Raw genomic sequence first — 17526 nt, forward strand, 5'->3', positions numbered from 1 at the left:
ATTGTGGGCCGGGGAACTGTTACTGCCGCATTGGTTTCACCGAATGGCCACGAGAGAATCCAACGCTAACCAAAGTTCGTGGATAGTGCGTTTGGTTCCCAAACTGAGGAAAGGAATGACCATGCGCATCGTTACTGCATCCGTCATTATTGCAGCACTCTCGCTTGGGATGACCGCTTTCGTGCAGGCTCAAGGAGCGTCCCCGCAACCCAGAGCGCAGGAACCGCCTGCTCAGTCCGACACGGTCATTCGAAGCATACAGGTAGTCGACATCAAGCAATTGCAACCTGCGGTCCGCTCAAAGGTCGATGAAATCGTCGCGCAGACAAGCGAAGAAGATTTGCAATCACTTCGGAAGTCCATTGACGCGGCACCGGCGGCAGTATCTGCGCTTAAAGCGAAGGGCTTGAGCTCGTCGCACGTTGTTGCCATCAACATCGCCGACGGTGTGCTCACGATGTTCGCCAAGACGGCCTAAAGCGGGAAGTTCTAGTGAAAGCTCCACCTTGTCACCACTCCAAGCTTAACGGTACCGTGTTCGGCATACATGATTGGCTTATCTATCTATGGGATCAAGCGGCCACGTGTCGGAAACTTGTCGAGCGGGCCGACGATCCTCTCGTTAAAGCCGAACTGCTTGCGTTGGCGTCGGTCTGCGAGGAGATCGCCGATAACATCGAAGATCATTTGGCAGGCGAGGAAGGCGGCGCGCCGCGTGGGGCAAGGCTGTCATGAAAGAGGCCGCCAACTGCGGCGGCCTCAAATGTCCGCAAGGGGTCGGGTCAAAAGCGGACATGTCGGATCTCCCGGGCCGAGTCCGCTGTACCCCCAACAGCGGGCATTCCATATCGATCATTACGCGCGCGGTGCCCTCAACCAAATTGACTTGAATCGATGGTTAAAATCGTCGACCCGATAGGAAGGCTCTACATTCGTTTTTGCGAGGTCGCCGCTAGGGGGATGGCGGGCGGAATCCCATATCTCGCACCATGAGCGTTTACCGCAATTTGCGCGCTCGTTGACCCAAATGGCCCGTAAGATATTGTTTCCCTGTGAATTTTTCACAGGGAAACAGCCCATGAAAATCCCCATTGAACAGCAGCAGCTACAGCGAGAGCCGCTCGAAATTCTGAACACCGCGCTGCGTGTCCAAGGGCACCTGAGCGGTTACGACGTCCGTGCCGCACTTGAGCGGGCGCTGGGCGTTCCCCTGCCTTCAATCCTGCAGCAGCAAATCGAGCGTCTCATCGACCCATTCAAAAGTCTCGGGCGACCGGCGCGCGAGCCTTCGGTCCGTGCGCGGGAGGAGTTTGCGATGAAGAAGCTCGAGCCCCGGTATCAACTTCTCCGTTTGGAATTCGAGGCTGGTGGGCCTTCTCCAGATGGACGACCTCCGAGCGAGCGCGCATACGAGCAGCTGGTGCGCGAAATGAAAAAGGACTTCGGCAATATCGACTGGCGGGCTCTGCAGAACAAGCGTTCCGCCTGGCGCACAGGAGGATTGCACGCTTCTGCGGAGACGGTCGATTCGGAGGACTTCGACGCAGAGATCGATCAGCAGTTTCCTGCACATAATAAGAAGGGAGAGTTCTAATGAGTTATTTCCGCAGCTCGATGTGGCTCCCTGAAACGCGGCAAAGCCGCGCTTTCAAGGAGACTCTTTATGAACTTCGAACATCGCCCCACACTCGCTCTTAGGCCGTACTCGAACAACGCCCGAACGCATTCGCCCAAGCAGATCAAGGAGATCGCGCGGAGTATCGAGCGCTTTGGCTTCAACAACCCGATCCTGATCGACGACGACAATCAGATCATCGCGGGTCATGGACGGGTCGAGGCTGCCAAGCTGCTCAAGCTGAAGACTGTACCCTGCGTGCGGTTGTCGCATCTCAGCGATTCCGACAAGCGGGCCTATGTGCTTGCTGACAATCGCCTGGCGGAAAAGTCCGGATGGGACAATGAGGTCCTCGCCATTGAGCTGCAGCATCTCGTTGACGTCGGCTTTGACGTCGCTCTGACCGGATTTGAAGCGGCAGAGACCGATTTGATCATTGAAGGGTTTGGCGAGGAAAGCGATCAGCCCGAAAACCATATCCCCGAAGTCTCAGAGAGGCCTCCAGTTAGTCGGCCGGGTGATCTCTGGCAGCTGGGTAAGCACTATCTAGTTTGCGGAGATTCAACGAGTCCGGAAGCGTATGAACTCCTTATGGGAGACGAACAGGCCGAGTTCGTGTTCACCGATCCTCCCTACAATGTCCGGATCGATGGTCATGTCTCGGGCCTAGGCAGTGTTCGGCATCGCGAGTTCGCGATGGCCTCGGGCGAAATGACAGAGGATCAGTTCGTCAGGTTCCTCGCAAGCGTCTATGAATTGCTCTGCCGCTACTCTGTGGATGGATCGATTCACCAGATTTGCATGGACTGGCGGCACATGCGCGAGATGCTCACGGCTGGCGACGTCCATTATTCAGAACTCAAGAACCTCTGTGTTTGGAACAAGACTAACGCAGGCATGGGTACGTTCTATCGATCAAAGCACGAACTGGTGTTCATCTGGAAGAATGGCAGCGAACCTCACACCAATACTTTTGAACTCGGTCAGCATGGGAGGCATCGCACCAATGTCTGGGATTATGACGGCGTCAATTCTATGAGGCCCGGTCGGCTTGATGAGCTCGCTATGTATCCGACGGTCAAGCCTGTCGCCCTTGTCGCTGACGCCATCCGAGACTGTTCAAAGCGCGGCAATCTCGTTCTGGACCCCTTTTGCGGTAGCGGGACGATTCTGATCGCCGCGGAGAAGACGGGTCGTCGCGCACGCGCCATCGAAATCGATCCGGGATATGTCGATGTCGCAATCCGCCGCTGGCAGACTTACACCGGAAAGGTCGCGCGCCTCGCTCCTCTTGGCGAGACCTTCGAGGCTGTGATTGAGGCCAGGATGGCCTAACCATCGGTAGCTACCCGCATCGGAGTCCTCATCGCGGCACTCTAAAAATCGAGCCCGACTTTAAATGGGTGAAGTTGGCACTCTGGGACATTAGTCAAGGTCCGTCGTCCCAAACTTCTCCCCCCATTTTAGGCGCTGTCAAATGAGCATACCGGACCCGGAAGATTATGACGTTGGTTACAAGAAGCCGCCCAAGGTGCATCAGTTCCCCAAAGGGCGATCAGGTAACCCCAAGGGACGTCCCAAGCGGCCTGAAGGCGTGAGCATACAGGAACTACTCGACACAACCCAGCGCGGGAAGAATGGCAGCACGATTCAGACTCGCGAGGCGCTCGTTATTCGGATTCTGAACGACGCGATGAGTGGCAAGCAAAAGGCATTCAGCCGGTTTATCGATCTGATGCAGCGCTCTGCGTTGCTTCTAAAGGAAGCACCCCCGCAGACGGGGGGTGGGGTTATCCGCTTGCCAACTGATCCAAAGAGTTCGCCTTCGCCCAGGACGTACGCAGTATGGCTAAGAAAGCAGGGAAGACATGAGGAAGCAAATGCGATCGACCCAAAGCCCGACTTATAACGTCGGTTACGGAAAGCCCCCCAAGACAACACAGTTTAGGAAGGGACAGTCAGGCAATCCGCGGGGGCGCAAAAGATCCGAAGAGAATCTGGTCATGGTCTTCAAGCGTCTTGCGAGCCGGCTGGTCAAAGTCAGCATCAACGGCGTGACAAAGACGATGCCGATGGCGCAAGCTGTTATCCTCCAGAATATGAAGGCCGCGCTCAACCAAGATCAGATAGCTATGGGCAACATCTTCAGGCTTATGGAAGCCACTGGAGAGTTTTTGGACTGGACCAACCCGGAACTGGTTGGGAAGCCGATATTCATGCCCGAGAAGATGTCCATGGAAGAGATGATCGCCTTCGAGGGCATCGAAGTCGTCCATCGCCCGTCTAGCCACCGAACAAGCGATCCTTGAGTTGATTGATACTCGCAACCGCTTGAAACTTCGACTTCGCGACCTGGCGGTGCATCGGACGTTCGGTCTTTTGTCCCGCACTGTTCGACTTAGAATGCCGAGCGACCCGGGATCCAATATCAGGCAGCGCCTGCCCCGGGTCGCCGCCGAGCCAAAGGTACCGCTCGAGTTTCAAGCTGTCGGCGTCGAACTCGAGCCAGATCACACAGCCGCCCGGCTTCGCCATCAATTTGGTGCCCACGCTAACATGCCGCACCTTGGAGCCGATGAAGCTGGATTTCAACTGCACGTGGCGAACTAGCCCGTTGGATTCCAGAACGAGATCGTAGCCACCTCGATCGACCTCCCCTTTCAAGACCTCTATGTCGCGCCGGTCACTGCGCCACATTGCGGCGAGCAGCTCTCCGAGGAAAAGGTGGCCGAGTGCCTGCTCCCGCAGGCTTGAGTCCTGCGAGTGCCAGGCCGTCTTTGCTTCGTCGAGACTCTCGGTCAGATGCATGGTCATCAGCGATACCTCCGCCCGGTGAGTTCGCTTCCTTTGCGCGGGAAGTCCACGGAATGGCTGCGCCGGGAGATGATTGTCGCAAGTCAGAGTTAATATAATCCGATTTTGGGATAATCCGTTTCCGGGATCAGATTGCTTGCCGCCGATTCCTCCATCCGGCGGCCATGGAAAAATCCCTCAAATCCGCGGAATATACCCGCCTGATTGCCCTTCTTGTCGCGGTGCGACAAAAAGCTGGCATTCGCCAGCACGGATTGGCGAAGAAACTCGGCAAGCCGCAGTCGTTTGTCGCCAAATACGAGGGCGGCGAGCGCCGCATCGATCTCGTGGAATTCGTTGCTATCGTCCGAGCGATGGATGCTGATCCGGTCAGGCTGTTTAGGGAGTTCTTGGCCGAGGAGCCGACCAAGCCGCCGAGGCGCCGGGCACGCGCCTAATCTTGTGTAAGGCTGCGCACTTTCGACCCGATCGTTGCGATGCCTTGGCCGAGCATCTTGTGCCGGACTGGGCCGCAAATGAGCCACATGATTGCTCGCAATCTGGTCGACTTCCTTGTCGTCTGGAGCGGTACTGTCGCCCACAAGGAGGGGCCCATGGCCAACACCGCATCCCTGCATGAAGCCATCGGGGTCTGCATCGCGCAGATCAACACAAACCTGACCGAGGCTTCGCGCATCGCGCGGGCAGCCGCAGCTTGCGTCGCCGCCGGCAGCGTTACCGAGGCGGTCGAAGTTTCGATGGAAATCGAGCAACTGCTGTACGACGCCAATCGGCTCCACGATGCCGTCTGCCTGATGAACAGGATTTCGAAGGACTGATCGGGCCTGTTCCGGTTCTCGCCTCGCGCTTTGCGGGGCTTGTCTCAGTGGCAGCACATGATGCTGTCGTTGACGACAGGAGGACAGAATGGCCAAGGCCAAATCTGCAGCAGCGAAATCAACCGCGCCTGCTGCCCGCAAATCAATCTCCAAGCAGGAAAAGGTCCTTGTTCTGCTCAGGCAGCCCAAGGGCACGACGATCGACGCGGTCGTCAAGGCGACGCGTTGGCAACCTCACTCGGTGCGGGGCTTCTTTGCCGGGGTCGTGAAGAAAAAGCTCAAGCTGGCGCTTATCTCCCAGAAGATCGGTGATCAGCGATACTACCGTATCGCCAAAGCCGGAGCCGCCGCGTGAAACAACCCTGGCCGGCTGGCACCGAACCGAACCGCGACGTCGAAGCTGAGTTGGAACGCCTGCCGGCCACCCCCATCGTCGAACTTCGCAAGCGCTACCGCGATCTCTTCAAGGCCGAACCGCCAAAGGCGTTCGGGCCTGATCTGCTCCGGCGAAGTATCGCTCACCGTATCCAGGAAAGGGCTTACGGCGGCCTCCCCGCCGAAGCTCGACGACTCCTCGACCAGTTAGTGAAGGCGGCGGCTGCCAAACCAGGCGCCCGTTTGGAATTACCCCGCCGGATCAAGCCGGGGTCCGAGCTTGTGCGGACTTGGAACCGGCGAACCTACCGGGTCATCGTGATGGAAACCGGATTTGCTTATGGCGGCAAGACTTTCGCCAGCCTATCCGAGATCGCCACACTGATCACGGGCACGAAGTGGAACGGACCACGGTTCTTTGGCCTGAGATCGGTCAAGTCCGACAGCAAAAGCGACGCCAATGCCGGCTGACTCACCCCGAACGCTGCGCTGCGCCATCTATACCCGCAAATCGACCGAGCATGGCCTGGACCAGGAGTTCAATTCTCTCCATGCCCAGCGCGAAGCCTGCGAGGCTTACATCAAAAGTCAGGCCTCGCAGGGCTGGAAGCTTGTCCCGGCACATTATGACGACCCGGCCTATTCGGGCGGCAACCTTGAGCGGCCGGCGCTGAAGCGGCTCCTTGGCGAGATCCAGCTCGGCAAGGTCGACGTCGTCGTGGTCTACAAAATCGATCGCCTGACGCGTTCGCTGGCCGACTTCGCAAAGCTGGTCGAAACCTTCGATGCGCGGTCCGTCTCTTTCGTCGCGGTGACCCAGCAGTTTAACACCACGACGTCGATGGGACGGCTGACCCTCAATATCCTCTTATCGTTCGCTCAATTTGAGCGGGAGCTTGCCTCAGAGCGGGTCAGGGACAAAATTGCGGCCTCACGCAAGAGGGGAATGTGGACCGGGGGCACCGTTCCGTTGGGCTACGATGCCAGGGACAAGAAGCTTGTCATCAACAAAAGCGAGGCACAGACGGTGAGGACCATTTTCTTGCTGTACCTCCAGCTCCGCTCTTTCGGCAAGCTGGTTGCGGAGCTCGACCGCAGGGGCATCGTCACAAAACGCCGCACCACCAAGTTCACGAAATATCAGGGCGGCATCCCCTTCACTTATGGTCCCCTCGCCTACTTCCTGAAAAATCGTATCTATCTGGGAGAGATCCATCACGGGGGCAAATGGTTCAAGGGAGAGAATGCCGCAATTCTAGATCGGGAGACCTTTGACAAAGTACAGCAGCTTCTCAAGGAGAACAGCGTCAGTCGCGGCACCAAGTTCTCGGAGAGCGGCGCCGTGCTCATGGGCAAGTTGTTTGACGACCAGGGCAATCGGATGGGGCCGACATTCTCGAGTAAGAATGGCGTCCGATATCGCTTCTATGCCAGCACCGCATTGCGCGGCCGGCAGCACAAAGCCGGCTCAGTAGCTCGTGTCTCTGCTCCAGAGATCGAGCGTCTCGTGGAGGCAGAGCTCCGACTCAAACTGGCCGCCCACGAGATCGCGAATGAAGAGCTCTTCGCGCGTATCGACCGTTTGACGGTATCGTGGGACAAACTCCACATGACGCTCGGCGGTATTTGGATTGATAGAGCTCCGATTGAGATCCCTTGGACCGCCAAGCCCGAATACAAGGTAGAGATCCGGCACGCACCACCAGAAATCAATTCCGATCCGAAGCTCCTGAAAGCAATTGTCAGGGCTCATGCTTGGCTAAACGCCCTTACCCGCGATCGACAGATCACTATCGAGCAACTCGCCACTTCTGCCGGTTATAATCCGAAAGTCGTTCGCCAAAGCCTCAGGTTTGCCTTTCTCGCTCCTGAGGTGATGACCGCCGCCTTGCACGGCCATACCACACCTCTCGTGAAGCAGGTCCCGAAGCTGCTACCCTTGTCTTGGCGAGAGCAACAACTACTACTTGAGTAACTGCGCATGCATGGGAATGGTAGCTGGAGGCTGGGCCTTACCAATTCCAACTTGAGCGATCACATTAATCGCCGCCTAAGCACTCGCACGAGCGGCCAGCCAGAATAACACTTCGGTTACGCCAGCATTGACCTGTCGAGAATCGCACACACTAAGCGCATAGCACTGACTGGACTGCGTGCCCACGGCTTCCTGGCTGCCCTGGCCGGCCCCCTTCACTGGGTCAACTTTGCACGATACTAAGAATGTCAGTCGAAGGAACGAATGAGACCCCCAGAATTCAGTTGGGACGGAAAGCTAAGACCTGCCCCTTATCCGGCCAAAGCATATTCGAGACGAAGCAAGGCTTGCTCGCCTCAATAGAGCATGACGCCGCCCATGATCGCCGGGATATCGGCGACGTAACCATCGCGCTTGCTCTTTGAGCAGCGGCGCCATTCATCAGAGCGATCTCAGATCAAGCGTCGAACACTTAGTGCGGACGGCCAAACCCGCAATCATTAGGATGAGGCCTACACCCGCAGCGACGTTCAGCATTGTGCAGCCGCCGGGCATGGGGAACACGCCTTATGCTGCGAAGCTTCAAGGCCTCTTGGATTCCGCCAAAATGGGGAAACCAAGGTTCGAGAGAGCCACCCCATCGCCAAGGGCCCGGTTCGAACTGGTCTTCGATCTTGGGGGAGCCTGTCGGTGCGCTTTCGGCAAGGCCCCTACTCAGGCCTGAAAACAAATAAGCTTTTGTTAGGAAGCTTATCAGTGCGACCATCGTCCCCTCGGCGGCAATGGCTAATCTTGGGCGGCTTCCATCATTCGTCGCCGCAAACAGAAGTTTCGCGGAGAAGTCGCGGAGGCAGGCGACCGGCGTCCAGGAAACGCCATACCGCAGCGAGCCGAAAGGTCCTCAGGTCCCATCGCTTGAGCGAGAGAGATCCAAACCGCCGCCCTGATGAGCCCTTGATGATCCGGAAAATCCCGTACTAGTTGCTCTGCACAGTGATCTTGACGGGTTGCGTCTGGCGGTCAGATGAGCTCCGGCAGGTGTTTCGGATCAACGAGAACCTCGATGCTGCGAGGCGTCCTTGGCTGCCGTCTGATGAAGCCGGCTCGTTCCAGCGTCAGCACCATCTGGTGCACCGAAGGCGGGCTGACGCGGAAATATTCCTGCATGTCGGTTTCGGCCGGGGCTCTGCGGTGCAGCCGCGTGTAGAGGTGGATAAAGGCCAGATACTGCCCCTGCTTGGGCGTGAAGGGTTTTGCCGAAGGACTCACGCCGGCCATCCGATTCAGTTGTTCTTGCGTGCCTCGAACACGGAGGCACGCCATGAATGTACGCTATCGGGTCGACCTCAGCCAAATCGAGCGCACCGAGCTCAGGGCGCTGCTGCGCGGCGGCAAGCAGGCATCCCGCAAGCTCAAGCGAGCGCAGATCTTGCTGGCCGCCGATGCCGGTGCCGGCGACGAGGAGATCGCGAGGAGCGTCGGCGTGGGCGGCTCGACCGTGTACCGAACCAAGCGCCGCTTCGTGGAAGGCAATCTGGAACGGGCGCTGAGCGACGAGCCGCGCCCCGGGGCGGAACGCAAACTCACGGTCAAGGAAGAAGCCTTGCTGGTGGCGACGGCCTGCGCCAACCCGCCAAAGGGCCGTGCCCGCTGGACGCTTGAGCTGCTGGCAGGTGCGATGGTCATCGTCCCTGGCGCAAGGTCAAAGTCACCGAGCGGCGCGCGGCAGAAGATTATGCCCACTGCATGCGTGATCTCGTCGACATCCATTATCCCGATGCCGAGATCATCCGGCTCGTCCAGGATAATTTATCGACCCACTCTGCCGGCGCCCTCTATCAGGCGTTCCCGCCCGCCGAAGCTAGACGGATTTTGCGACGGCTCGAGTTCCACTACACCCCCAAGCACGCAAGCTGGCTCAACATGGTTGAGATCGAGATCGGCGTCATGCGCGGCCAGTGCCTGGATCGCAGGATCGACGATCCCAAGCGACTGCGCCGCGAAGTCGCCGCCTGGGAACGCAAGCGAAACGCCGCCCGCTCACGCATCAGATGGATGTTCACAACCGACAAGGCCCGCGCCAAAATGGGCCGCGCCTATCCCGCCACTTCCAAAGAGTCATAATCACTGTGCAAAGCCACTAGACCAAATTTGCGCGTCCTAAAGATTTGGAGAAAATTCGGTTCTCCAGATCTATTCAACACCTAATTGGAGCGATGATCGGAGTTCTACGTCGGCAAAAAAGCAGGAAAATGGCCGCATTTCTGGCCTGTCGCCAGCTTGAAGTACGAGATGGTTTTGTTGGGCTGGCGGAGCGAGGAAGATTCGAACTGCTGGTACGGTCGGGCGGCAGTCGCGATCAAGCCAGTCTCCACCGATAGTCTCCGCAAAACGGGAATATTCGCGGACAAGGCCGGAGATTATCGGCGATTTCCACGTCAGGATCGGCGAACTGGCACCCTGGAGACGGAATCGGATACGCGAAAGCCCGGATTTCCGGCCTATTCCCGCGCTTCTTGGGGAGGTCGGGCGAATACTGGAATGGCTGGCTGGGGCGGGAGGGATCGAACCTCCGAATGGCGGAATCAAAATCCGCTGCCTTACCACTTGGCTACGCCCCAACAGGAAGGAACGGCGGAAGAACAGGCTACCGCAGATTCCCTCCAGTCGCTGCCGGTCTATAGGGAGAGGCGCGGCATTTCAACCGCCTGGAGAGGCAAATACCACAGCTCAGGGGCTCACCGTGCGACACTTTACATGGGCCGGATCATGGCCCGTCCCCGGCAGGACCTGTCCCGGCCGGGTCGGCAGTTGAGACCTCCTGCGTTTCGTGGGAATACGGCGCCAACCTTGTCCACGGGAGTGAGCCATGACCTATCGCGCGCCGATCTCTGACATGCTGTTGTCGCTCAACCATGGCGCGGGCCTGAAGGCCGCCGTGGAGGCCGGTCACTACGGCGATTTCGATGCCGACATTGCGGCGGCCGTGCTGGAGGAAGCCGGCAAGTTCGCGACCGACGTGCTGGCGCCGCTCAACCAGGTCGGCGACGAGCACGGCATCAAGCTCGACGATGGCAAGGTCACGACTGCGCCGGGCTGGCCCGATGCCTACAAGCGCTGGACCGAGGGCGGCTGGAATGCGGTGTCCGGCCCCGAAGATTTCGGTGGCCAGGGCCTGCCGATCGCAATCAACGCGGCCTGCACCGAGATCTGGAGCGCCTCCAACGTCGCCTTCGGCCTCTGCCCGCTGCTGACGGCGTCCGCGATGGAGGCGCTGGATGCGCATGGCAGCGACGAGCTGAAGAAAATCTATCTCGAAAAGCTCGTCTCGGGCGAATGGACCGGCACCATGCAGCTCACCGAGCCGCAGGCCGGCTCCGACGTCGGCGCGCTGCGCACCCGCGCCGAGCGGCAGGCCGACGGCACCTATCGCATCAAGGGGACGAAGATCTTCATCACCTATGGCGAGCACGACATGACCGACAATATCGTGCATTTCGTGCTGGCGCGCCTGCCCGACGCGCCCGCCGGCACCAAGGGAATTTCGCTGTTCCTCGTGCCCAAGTTCATGGTCAACGCGGACGGCTCGCTCGGCGCACGCAACGACATCTTCGCGAGCGGCGTCGAGCACAAGCTCGGCATGCATGCTTCGCCCACCTGCACCATGACCATGGGCGATCATGGCGGCGCGATCGGCTTCCTGGTCGGCGAAGAGAACCAGGGCATGCGCTGCATGTTCACGATGATGAACCAGGCCCGCCTCGGCGTCGGCCTCGAAGGCGTCGGCGTCGCCGATCGCGCCTATCAGCTGGCCCTCGGCTATGCGCAGGAACGCAGGCAGGGGCGCGCCGTCGGCAAGATGGGCGATGGTTCCGATGCGATCTTCGTGCACCCCGACGTCAAGCGCATGCTGATGCGAATGCGGGCGCAGACCGCGGCGGCGCGCACCATCTGCTATGCCACAGCGGTTGCGCTCGACGTCTCCACGCGCGCCAGGGATCCCAAGGTGCGGGCCGACGCCGCCGCGCGCGCGGCGCTGCTGACGCCGATGGCAAAGGCCTATTCCACCGACGTCGGCAATGAAGTCGCCTATCTCGGCGTGCAGGTGCATGGCGGCATGGGTTTTATCGAGGAAACCGGCGCAGCCCAGCATTATCGCGATGCGCGCATCACCGCGATCTACGAGGGCACCAACGGCATCCAGGCGATCGACCTCGTGACGCGAAAACTCGCGGCCAATGGCGGCGCATCGGTATGGGCGCTGCTGTCGGAGCTCTCGGCCATCATCACACAGGTCGAAGCCTCCAACGATCCCGCCTTCGGCACCACGCCCGCAAAGCTGCGCGAGGCGCTGGAGGCGCTAACCCGCACCAGCAAGTGGCTTTTGGAGCGGGTTTCATCCGCGCCGAACGAGGCGCTTGCAGGGGCGACGCCCTATTTGCAGCAATTCGGTGCGACGCTCGGCGGCTGCATGCTGGCATCGGAGGCGCTCGCGGCGAAGGCCGACGGAAATACGGACGCGTCACGCTACGTCTCGCTCGCGCGCTTCTTCGCCGAAAACATCACGGTGCAGGCGGGAGCGCTGGAGCGCACCGTGACGGAGAGCGCGGCGTCGGTCGCGGCGGCGGATGCGGTGTTGTTGGGGTAGGCTGCACGCATCATTGCGATCGACGCAACCGATTCAGATCGCAGCTCGCGCAGCTTGCCCGGGCCGCCACAGCACGATTCCTGCCGCAACGAGATCGAGCACCACGCAGAACGCGAATGCCACCGTGTAGTCGCCGGTCAGGCTGCGCACGAGGCCGACGATGCCGGGACCGAACGCGCTGACGATGCCGCTGATCGATGTCCCCAATCCCATCGCGGCGGCGAAGGCGCTAGCGCCGATCTCGCGCTGGATGATCAAGGGCGGGAACGTGATCATGTTGCCGATCGAGAAGCCGTAGACGGCGCAGCACACCAGCAGCACCGTCGGGCTCGTGCTCTGCACGAGAACGAACAGCGCCGCCGCCTGGCTCGTCATCGACGCCGCGCAGGCGAGCCGCGGATCGAGCCGGTCGACGAACAGGCCGAGCGAGAGCCTCCCGACCACGGCCATCGCGGCCATGATGGTAACTGCAAGGCCCGCGGCGGAGCGGCCGATGAGCGGCTCGAGGAACGTCACCTGGTGGATGATGAAGCCCATCTGGGCCAACAGCGCGATCGCGATCGGCAGCACCATGGTCCAGAACGCTGCATTGGCGAGCAGCGCCTTGCGGGAATGCGCCGGGTTGGCCGCGCCGCCGCCGGACGGACGTCCGCCCGATGCCAACGACGTCTCGGCCGGCCAGCCGATGAAGACCACGACCACCGGCAACACCAGCACCACCATCGCCATGGTGGCCGCCAGCATGGCGGAACGAAAGCCGATGCTGCCGGTCAGCGTCAGCAGCAGCGGTACGAGGACGATGCCGCCGCAGGTCGCGCCGTTGAATGCGAGGCTGAGCGCGAGCCCGCGGCGCCGTTCGAACCAGGAGTTCAGCACGGTCGCGATCACCACGGTGCCCATGCCGGTCCAGCCGACCGACATCAGCGCGTAGGCGAGATAAAGCTGCCAGGGCGTCTGCATCAGCGCCAGCAGCGCCGTCGATGCGCCGAGCGCCGACAAGCCGCACAGGATCAGCGATCGCAGCCCGATGCGGGCCAGCAGATCGTCGGTGAAGATGACGAGGACGGAGGTCAGCAAAAACGAGAAGGTGCTGGCGGCGGAGACCAGCGTGCCCGGCCAGCCATGCGCGCGCTGGAGCTCCGCCAGATAGACGCCCTGACCGTAGAGGCCGAAGCCGAACATGAAGAAGGCCATCAGGAAACAGGCCAGCACCACGCGCCAGCCGCGATAGTGCAGCGAGGATTCGTCAACGCCCGTTGCAGCAGTCATCGATCAAGCGGCCAATGGTACGAGACGGGCCATCGTGGCGCACAACTACCGGTTTTTCAATTGAAACATTGTAGCCGATTGTTGCAATGCGCAACACCACGTGAAGTGATGTGTTCGCACAATCCATTGCAATGCGGTACGGGGATCGCCGGCGAAAAGCTTGAGCGACCGGATTGGCACGCCTGCGGGATGATGTAGGCTGAAGCCAGCGAGACTCGCCAATGGCAAGCGCCGCGGCGACCGCAGGGGGGCACCATGCCGAATGGCAACATCGTCGTCACCGAAGAGCGCGCAACGCGCGTGATCACCCTGCGCCGGCCGAGCAAGAAGAACGCGATCACGCAGGACATGTATCGGGAGATGAGCCACGCGATCGACACCGTGCAGAACAATCCCGACATCCGCTGCATGATCATCACCGGCGGCTCCGGCGTGTTCACCGCCGGCGACGACATCGACGATTTCATGAAGGCCGACACGTCGCGCCCTGAGACGCTGTCGGATGGCGCGAGGTTTCTCTATTCGCTCGCCCTCAACGTCAAGCCGATCATCGCGGCCGTGGATGGCGCATCGATCGGCATGGGCACCGTGATGCTGTTCCACTGCGACTATGTGCTCGCTTCCAACGCCGCGACCTTTTCCGCGCCCTACATCCATCTCGGGCTCGTGCCGGTCGGGGCTTCCAGCCTGCTGATGCCGAACACCATGGGGTACCAGCGCGCCTTTGCGATGCTGGTGATGGGGCGGACCTTCACCGCCGCGGAGGCGCACGCCGCAGGATTCGTCAACGCGGTGGTCTCGCCGGGACATACCGAAGTCGAGGCCCGCAAGGTGGCGCGCGAGATCTGCCGGCTGCCGGCCGAGGCGGTTGCAACCTCGCGCAAATTGCTGCGCGCCGCGCCGGAAGAGCTCACCCGCCGCATCGACCAGGAAAGCCACCTGTTCGGCGAGCGCCTGAAGTCGGACGAGGCCATCGCCGCATTCAATGCGTTCGCGAACAGGAAGAGGCGGTGAGAGCGGGCACGCTCTCTTCCCCTCTCCCCTTGTGGGAGAGGGTGGCTCGCCGCGTAGCGGCGAGACGGGTGAGGGGTTCGCTCCGCGAACTCACTCTCGCATTGTTATCCGCGGATACAACCCCTCATCCGGCGCTTCGCCGCTTTCTCCCACAAGGGGAGAAGGAAGAAACCTTCGTGAAATCTTCGCGTGGAACGACTAGTCTCGTTCCATGCGACATATTCTCCGCCTGACGACCTTCGCCCTCGCGCTCGCCGCCACCCTGCCCGCGTCGGCCCAAACCGCCGCACCGGTCGAGCTGCGGATCCTCGCGATCAACGATTTCCACGGCAATCTCCGGCCGCCACCGGGCGGCATTCGCATCGGCGATCCCGAGGACAAAGCCAAGAAGGTGATGGTGGCGGCCGGCGGAGCCGAATACATGGCGACGCTGGTGAAGCAGTTACGCGAGGGGCACAGCAACACGGTTTTCGTCGCTGCCGGTGACCTGATCGGGGCGAGCCCGTTCCTGTCGGCGATGTTTCACGACGAGCCCTCGATCGAATCGCTCTCGATGATGGGGCTTGCGATCACCTCGGTCGGCAATCACGAATTCGACGAGGGCAAGGCGGAGCTGCTCAGGATGCAAAACGGCGGCTGCCATCCGGTCGACGGGTGCCAGGGCCCGCATCCCTTCACGGGCGCGAAATTCCACTATCTCGCGGCCTCCACCATCGAGACCGCGACCGGCAAGAGCGTGCTGCCGCCCTACGAGATCCGGGAGTTCGACGGCATCCCCGTCGCCTTCATCGGGCTGACCTTGAAGGGCACGGGCGGCATCGTCTCGCCCGCCGGCATTGCCGGCCTCGAATTCCGCGACGAGGCCGAGACGGTGAATGCGCTCGTGCCACAACTGAAGGCGCGCGGCGTGGAAGCGATCGTCGTGCTGATCCACGAAGGCGGCGAGCCCGCCGGCGACTACAATGAATGTCCCGGCATCTCGGGGCCGATCGTCGACATCGTGAAGAAGTTCGACCACGCCGTCGACGTCGTCGTCAGCGGCCACACCCACCGCGCCTATGTCTGCGACATCGACGGCCGGCTGGTGACGAGCGGCGACAAATACGGCACGCTGGTCACCGCGATCGATCTCAAGCTCGATCCGGCAACGCGCGACATCATCAGCGCCAAGGCCGAGAACGTCATCGTCGCCAATGCCTCGCTCGCCAGGGACCCCGAGCAGACCGCGTTGATCGAGGCTTATGACAAGCTTGCCGCTCCGATCGCTAATCGTCCGGCCGGATCGGTGACGCAGACGCTGTCGCGCATTCCGAACGAGGCCGGCGAAAGCGCGCTCGGCGACGTCATCGCGGACGCGCAGCTCGCCGCGACGAAGGACGCCAAGGACGGCAGCGCAGTCATCGCGCTCACCAATCCCGGCGGCATCCGCACCGATATCGTCCCGAAGGAGAACGGCAAGGTGTCCTTTGGCGAACTCTTTGCAAGCCAGCCGTTCCGCAACCGCCTCGTCGCCATGACGCTCACCGGTAGCCAGCTCAGGGACATGCTGGAGCAGCAATGGCTCGATCCGAAGCGGCCGCGGATCCTCCAGGTCTCGAACGGGTTCAGCTATACCTGGGACGCGTCGAAACCGCTCGGCGAGCGCGTCATGATTGAGAAGATGACGCTCAACGGCAAGCCGATCGAGCCGGCGAGCGGTTATCGCATCACTCTCAACGATTACCTCGCCGTCGGCGGCGACGGCTTTACGGTCGCCAAGCAGGGCACCTCGCCACAATATGGCGGTTACGACGCGGACGCGCTGTTTGCCTTCTTCAAAGCATACGGGCCCATCGGTCCGTTGCCGCCGACCCGCATCCTTCGCGTCAATTGATCTGACGCAAACGGGCCGGAACGGGACCACCCTTTGCCATTTTGCGCCAAACGCATAGATTGGGTTTTGCATTGCGTTTTGGCGCCGGATGCGCCAAGCGACGTCAAGAGCCCGTTCCCAGTGAGCCCGACCTGATGAGCACGCTTCTCCTCTCCCACAAGGCCTGCCTCGACCACGTCACGCCGCCGGGACATCCCGAGCGGCCGGACCGCCTGCGCGCGGTGGAGGAAGCGCTGTCGCATGAGCGTTTCCAGTTCCTGGTGCGCGACCAGGCGCCGGAGGGCGATCTCGATCTCGTCACGTTGTGCCACAACGAGCATTATGTCACCGAGCTGCGCCACATCGCGCCGACCAGCGGCCAGGTTTACGTCGACGGTGACACCTCGATGTCGCCGGGCACCTGGGAAGCGGTGATGCGCGGCGTCGGCGGCGCGGTCGCCGCGACCGAAGCGGTGATGGCGGGCGAGCACCGCAACGCCTTCGTCGCGGTGCGCCCGCCCGGACATCACGCCGAGATCGGCAAGCCGATGGGCTTCTGCTTCTTCGACAATGTCGCGATCGCGGCGCGCCACGCGCAGCGCAAATACGGCATCAAGCGTGCGGCCATCGTCGATTTCGACGTGCATCACGGCAACGGCACGCAGGACATCTTCTGGTCGGATCCGACCGTGATGTACTGCTCGACGCACCAGATGCCGCTGTTTCCGGGCACCGGCGCGCGGGGCGAGCGCGGCGAGCACGATACCATCGTCAATGCGCCGCTCGCCTCCGAAGATGGCGGCCCGGAATTCCGCATCGCGTTCGAGAATTTGATCCTGCCGCAACTCGCAAAGTTCAGCCCCGAGCTGCTCATCATCTCCGCGGGCTTCGATGCGCATTACCGCGATCCCTTGGCTTCGCTGAATTTGCGCGCGGAGGACTACACCTGGGTCACGCGCAAGCTGATGGACCTCGCCGACAAGACCGCGGAAGGCCGAATTGTTTCGGTGCTCGAGGGCGGCTATGATCTGCAAGGATTGAAAGAATCTGTTACGGCGCATGTCGGCGCCCTGATGGGCGCTTGAAGTCACCCGCCACATTACGCCCGCAAAACTCTGCTTTCACTGCATGTGAAGCGAATCGGGC

Annotated in this window: 18 protein-coding genes, 1 tRNA gene and 1 pseudogene; 15 read left to right on the forward strand and 5 right to left on the reverse strand. The window is 61.0% G+C overall.

From position 1 onward, the window contains the following. The first annotated feature begins 115 nt into the window (after positions 1-115). The 5 genes from IVB18_RS36595 to IVB18_RS36615 all read left to right on the forward strand — a co-directional run bounded on the left by IVB18_RS36595 (position 116) and on the right by IVB18_RS36615 (position 3924). Positions 116-478, forward strand: a complete 363-nt coding sequence (locus tag IVB18_RS36595) for a hypothetical protein (RefSeq protein WP_247985122.1) — start codon at positions 116-118, stop codon at positions 476-478. A gap of 600 nt (positions 479-1078) precedes the next feature. Next, positions 1079-1594: a hypothetical protein gene (locus IVB18_RS36600; RefSeq protein ID WP_247985123.1), complete on the forward strand. Its 516-nt coding sequence runs from the start codon at positions 1079-1081 to the stop codon at positions 1592-1594. A 69-nt stretch (positions 1595-1663) separates the two neighbouring features. Continuing rightward, positions 1664-2950, forward strand: coding sequence for a DNA methyltransferase (locus IVB18_RS36605; RefSeq protein WP_247985124.1), 1287 nt, complete (start codon positions 1664-1666; stop codon positions 2948-2950). Between the two features lie 142 nt (positions 2951-3092). Continuing rightward, positions 3093-3524: a DUF5681 domain-containing protein gene (locus tag IVB18_RS36610; RefSeq protein WP_247985125.1), complete on the forward strand. Its 432-nt coding sequence runs from the start codon at positions 3093-3095 to the stop codon at positions 3522-3524. Beyond that, complete coding sequence (locus IVB18_RS36615; protein ID WP_247985126.1) at positions 3496-3924, forward strand: DUF5681 domain-containing protein; 429 nt, start codon at positions 3496-3498, stop codon at positions 3922-3924. Before IVB18_RS36610 ends, IVB18_RS36615 begins: the two co-directional genes overlap by 29 nt. On the opposite strand, the gene IVB18_RS36620 is transcribed toward IVB18_RS36615, so the two are convergent. Continuing rightward, positions 3899-4429, reverse strand: a complete 531-nt coding sequence (locus tag IVB18_RS36620) for a hypothetical protein (RefSeq protein WP_247985127.1) — start codon at positions 4427-4429, stop codon at positions 3899-3901. The genes IVB18_RS36615 and IVB18_RS36620 overlap by 26 nt on opposite strands. 164 nt (positions 4430-4593) lie before the next feature. Between IVB18_RS36620 and IVB18_RS36625 the strand changes: the two genes are divergently transcribed. The 5 genes from IVB18_RS36625 (at position 4594) to IVB18_RS36645 (ending at position 7597) form a co-directional block, all read left to right on the forward strand. Further along, a complete protein-coding gene (locus IVB18_RS36625; RefSeq protein ID WP_247985128.1) occupies positions 4594-4866 on the forward strand; it encodes a helix-turn-helix transcriptional regulator in 273 nt (90 codons plus the stop codon). Between the two features lie 156 nt (positions 4867-5022). Continuing rightward, positions 5023-5247 carry a hypothetical protein gene (locus IVB18_RS36630; protein ID WP_247985129.1) on the forward strand — a complete coding sequence of 75 codons (225 nt, stop codon included), beginning with the start codon at positions 5023-5025 and terminating at the stop codon, positions 5245-5247. An 88-nt stretch (positions 5248-5335) separates the two neighbouring features. Then, positions 5336-5602: a DUF3489 domain-containing protein gene (locus tag IVB18_RS36635; RefSeq protein ID WP_346732574.1), complete on the forward strand. Its 267-nt coding sequence runs from the start codon at positions 5336-5338 to the stop codon at positions 5600-5602. Then, positions 5599-6093: a DUF2924 domain-containing protein gene (locus IVB18_RS36640; protein ID WP_247985130.1), complete on the forward strand. Its 495-nt coding sequence runs from the start codon at positions 5599-5601 to the stop codon at positions 6091-6093. The genes IVB18_RS36635 and IVB18_RS36640 overlap by 4 nt, the downstream gene beginning before the upstream one ends. Further along, a complete protein-coding gene (locus tag IVB18_RS36645; protein ID WP_247985131.1) occupies positions 6083-7597 on the forward strand; it encodes a recombinase family protein in 1515 nt (504 codons plus the stop codon). The genes IVB18_RS36640 and IVB18_RS36645 overlap by 11 nt, the downstream gene beginning before the upstream one ends. A 1020-nt stretch (positions 7598-8617) precedes the next feature. Here the strand turns inward: IVB18_RS36645 and IVB18_RS36650 are convergent. Then, positions 8618-8875 carry a MarR family winged helix-turn-helix transcriptional regulator gene (locus IVB18_RS36650; protein ID WP_247985132.1) on the reverse strand — a complete coding sequence of 86 codons (258 nt, stop codon included), beginning with the start codon at positions 8873-8875 and terminating at the stop codon, positions 8618-8620. A gap of 43 nt (positions 8876-8918) precedes the next feature. Between IVB18_RS36650 and IVB18_RS36655 the strand changes: the two are divergent. Beyond that, positions 8919-9721: pseudogene (locus IVB18_RS36655) on the forward strand (transposase). A 104-nt stretch (positions 9722-9825) separates the two neighbouring features. On the opposite strand, the gene IVB18_RS51730 reads toward IVB18_RS36655, so the two are convergent. Then, positions 9826-9960: a hypothetical protein gene (locus tag IVB18_RS51730; RefSeq protein ID WP_256476533.1), complete on the reverse strand. Its 135-nt coding sequence runs from the start codon at positions 9958-9960 to the stop codon at positions 9826-9828. A gap of 183 nt (positions 9961-10143) precedes the next feature. Beyond that, a tRNA-Gln gene (locus IVB18_RS36660) sits at positions 10144-10218 on the reverse strand. Positions 10219-10466: 248 nt separating this feature from the next. Between IVB18_RS36660 and IVB18_RS36665 the strand changes: the two genes are divergently transcribed. Then, a complete protein-coding gene (locus IVB18_RS36665; RefSeq protein WP_247985133.1) occupies positions 10467-12245 on the forward strand; it encodes an acyl-CoA dehydrogenase in 1779 nt (592 codons plus the stop codon). Between the two features lie 33 nt (positions 12246-12278). On the opposite strand, the gene IVB18_RS36670 is transcribed toward IVB18_RS36665, so the two are convergent. Next, positions 12279-13514: an MFS transporter gene (locus IVB18_RS36670; RefSeq protein WP_247985134.1), complete on the reverse strand. Its 1236-nt coding sequence runs from the start codon at positions 13512-13514 to the stop codon at positions 12279-12281. 255 nt (positions 13515-13769) lie between these two features. On the opposite strand from IVB18_RS36670, the gene IVB18_RS36675 reads away from it, so the two are divergent. The 3 genes from IVB18_RS36675 to IVB18_RS36685 all read left to right on the forward strand — a co-directional run bounded on the left by IVB18_RS36675 (position 13770) and on the right by IVB18_RS36685 (position 17465). Continuing rightward, positions 13770-14528: an enoyl-CoA hydratase-related protein gene (locus tag IVB18_RS36675; RefSeq protein WP_247985135.1), complete on the forward strand. Its 759-nt coding sequence runs from the start codon at positions 13770-13772 to the stop codon at positions 14526-14528. 211 nt (positions 14529-14739) lie between these two features. Further along, positions 14740-16401: a bifunctional metallophosphatase/5'-nucleotidase gene (locus tag IVB18_RS36680; protein WP_247985136.1), complete on the forward strand. Its 1662-nt coding sequence runs from the start codon at positions 14740-14742 to the stop codon at positions 16399-16401. A 134-nt stretch (positions 16402-16535) separates the two neighbouring features. After that, complete coding sequence (locus IVB18_RS36685) at positions 16536-17465, forward strand: histone deacetylase family protein (protein WP_247985137.1); 930 nt, start codon at positions 16536-16538, stop codon at positions 17463-17465. Positions 17466-17526: the final 61 nt, after the last annotated feature.

The organism is Bradyrhizobium sp. 186 (assembly GCF_023101685.1).
Lineage (GTDB): Bacteria > Pseudomonadota > Alphaproteobacteria > Rhizobiales > Xanthobacteraceae > Bradyrhizobium.

What these genes read in the sequence shown, in the direction of transcription:
- IVB18_RS36630 (WP_247985129.1), top strand. Translation starts at nt 5,023, where the DNA reads ATGGCCAACACCGCATCCCTGCATGAAGCCATCGGGGTCTGCATCGCG.
- IVB18_RS36650 (WP_247985132.1), bottom strand. Translation starts at nt 8,875, where the DNA reads ATGGCCGGCGTGAGTCCTTCGGCAAAACCCTTCACGCCCAAGCAGGGG.
- IVB18_RS36685 (WP_247985137.1), top strand. Translation starts at nt 16,536, where the DNA reads ATGAGCACGCTTCTCCTCTCCCACAAGGCCTGCCTCGACCACGTCACG.
- IVB18_RS36680 (WP_247985136.1), top strand. Translation starts at nt 14,740, where the DNA reads ATGCGACATATTCTCCGCCTGACGACCTTCGCCCTCGCGCTCGCCGCC.
- IVB18_RS36670 (WP_247985134.1), bottom strand. Translation starts at nt 13,514, where the DNA reads ATGACTGCTGCAACGGGCGTTGACGAATCCTCGCTGCACTATCGCGGC.
- IVB18_RS36595 (WP_247985122.1), top strand. Translation starts at nt 116, where the DNA reads ATGACCATGCGCATCGTTACTGCATCCGTCATTATTGCAGCACTCTCG.
- IVB18_RS36675 (WP_247985135.1), top strand. Translation starts at nt 13,770, where the DNA reads ATGCCGAATGGCAACATCGTCGTCACCGAAGAGCGCGCAACGCGCGTG.
- IVB18_RS36610 (WP_247985125.1), top strand. Translation starts at nt 3,093, where the DNA reads ATGAGCATACCGGACCCGGAAGATTATGACGTTGGTTACAAGAAGCCG.
- IVB18_RS36605 (WP_247985124.1), top strand. Translation starts at nt 1,664, where the DNA reads ATGAACTTCGAACATCGCCCCACACTCGCTCTTAGGCCGTACTCGAAC.
- IVB18_RS36635 (WP_346732574.1), top strand. Translation starts at nt 5,336, where the DNA reads ATGGCCAAGGCCAAATCTGCAGCAGCGAAATCAACCGCGCCTGCTGCC.
- IVB18_RS36625 (WP_247985128.1), top strand. Translation starts at nt 4,594, where the DNA reads ATGGAAAAATCCCTCAAATCCGCGGAATATACCCGCCTGATTGCCCTT.
- IVB18_RS36600 (WP_247985123.1), top strand. Translation starts at nt 1,079, where the DNA reads ATGAAAATCCCCATTGAACAGCAGCAGCTACAGCGAGAGCCGCTCGAA.
- IVB18_RS36665 (WP_247985133.1), top strand. Translation starts at nt 10,467, where the DNA reads ATGACCTATCGCGCGCCGATCTCTGACATGCTGTTGTCGCTCAACCAT.
- IVB18_RS36615 (WP_247985126.1), top strand. Translation starts at nt 3,496, where the DNA reads ATGCGATCGACCCAAAGCCCGACTTATAACGTCGGTTACGGAAAGCCC.
- IVB18_RS36620 (WP_247985127.1), bottom strand. Translation starts at nt 4,429, where the DNA reads ATGACCATGCATCTGACCGAGAGTCTCGACGAAGCAAAGACGGCCTGG.
- IVB18_RS36645 (WP_247985131.1), top strand. Translation starts at nt 6,083, where the DNA reads ATGCCGGCTGACTCACCCCGAACGCTGCGCTGCGCCATCTATACCCGC.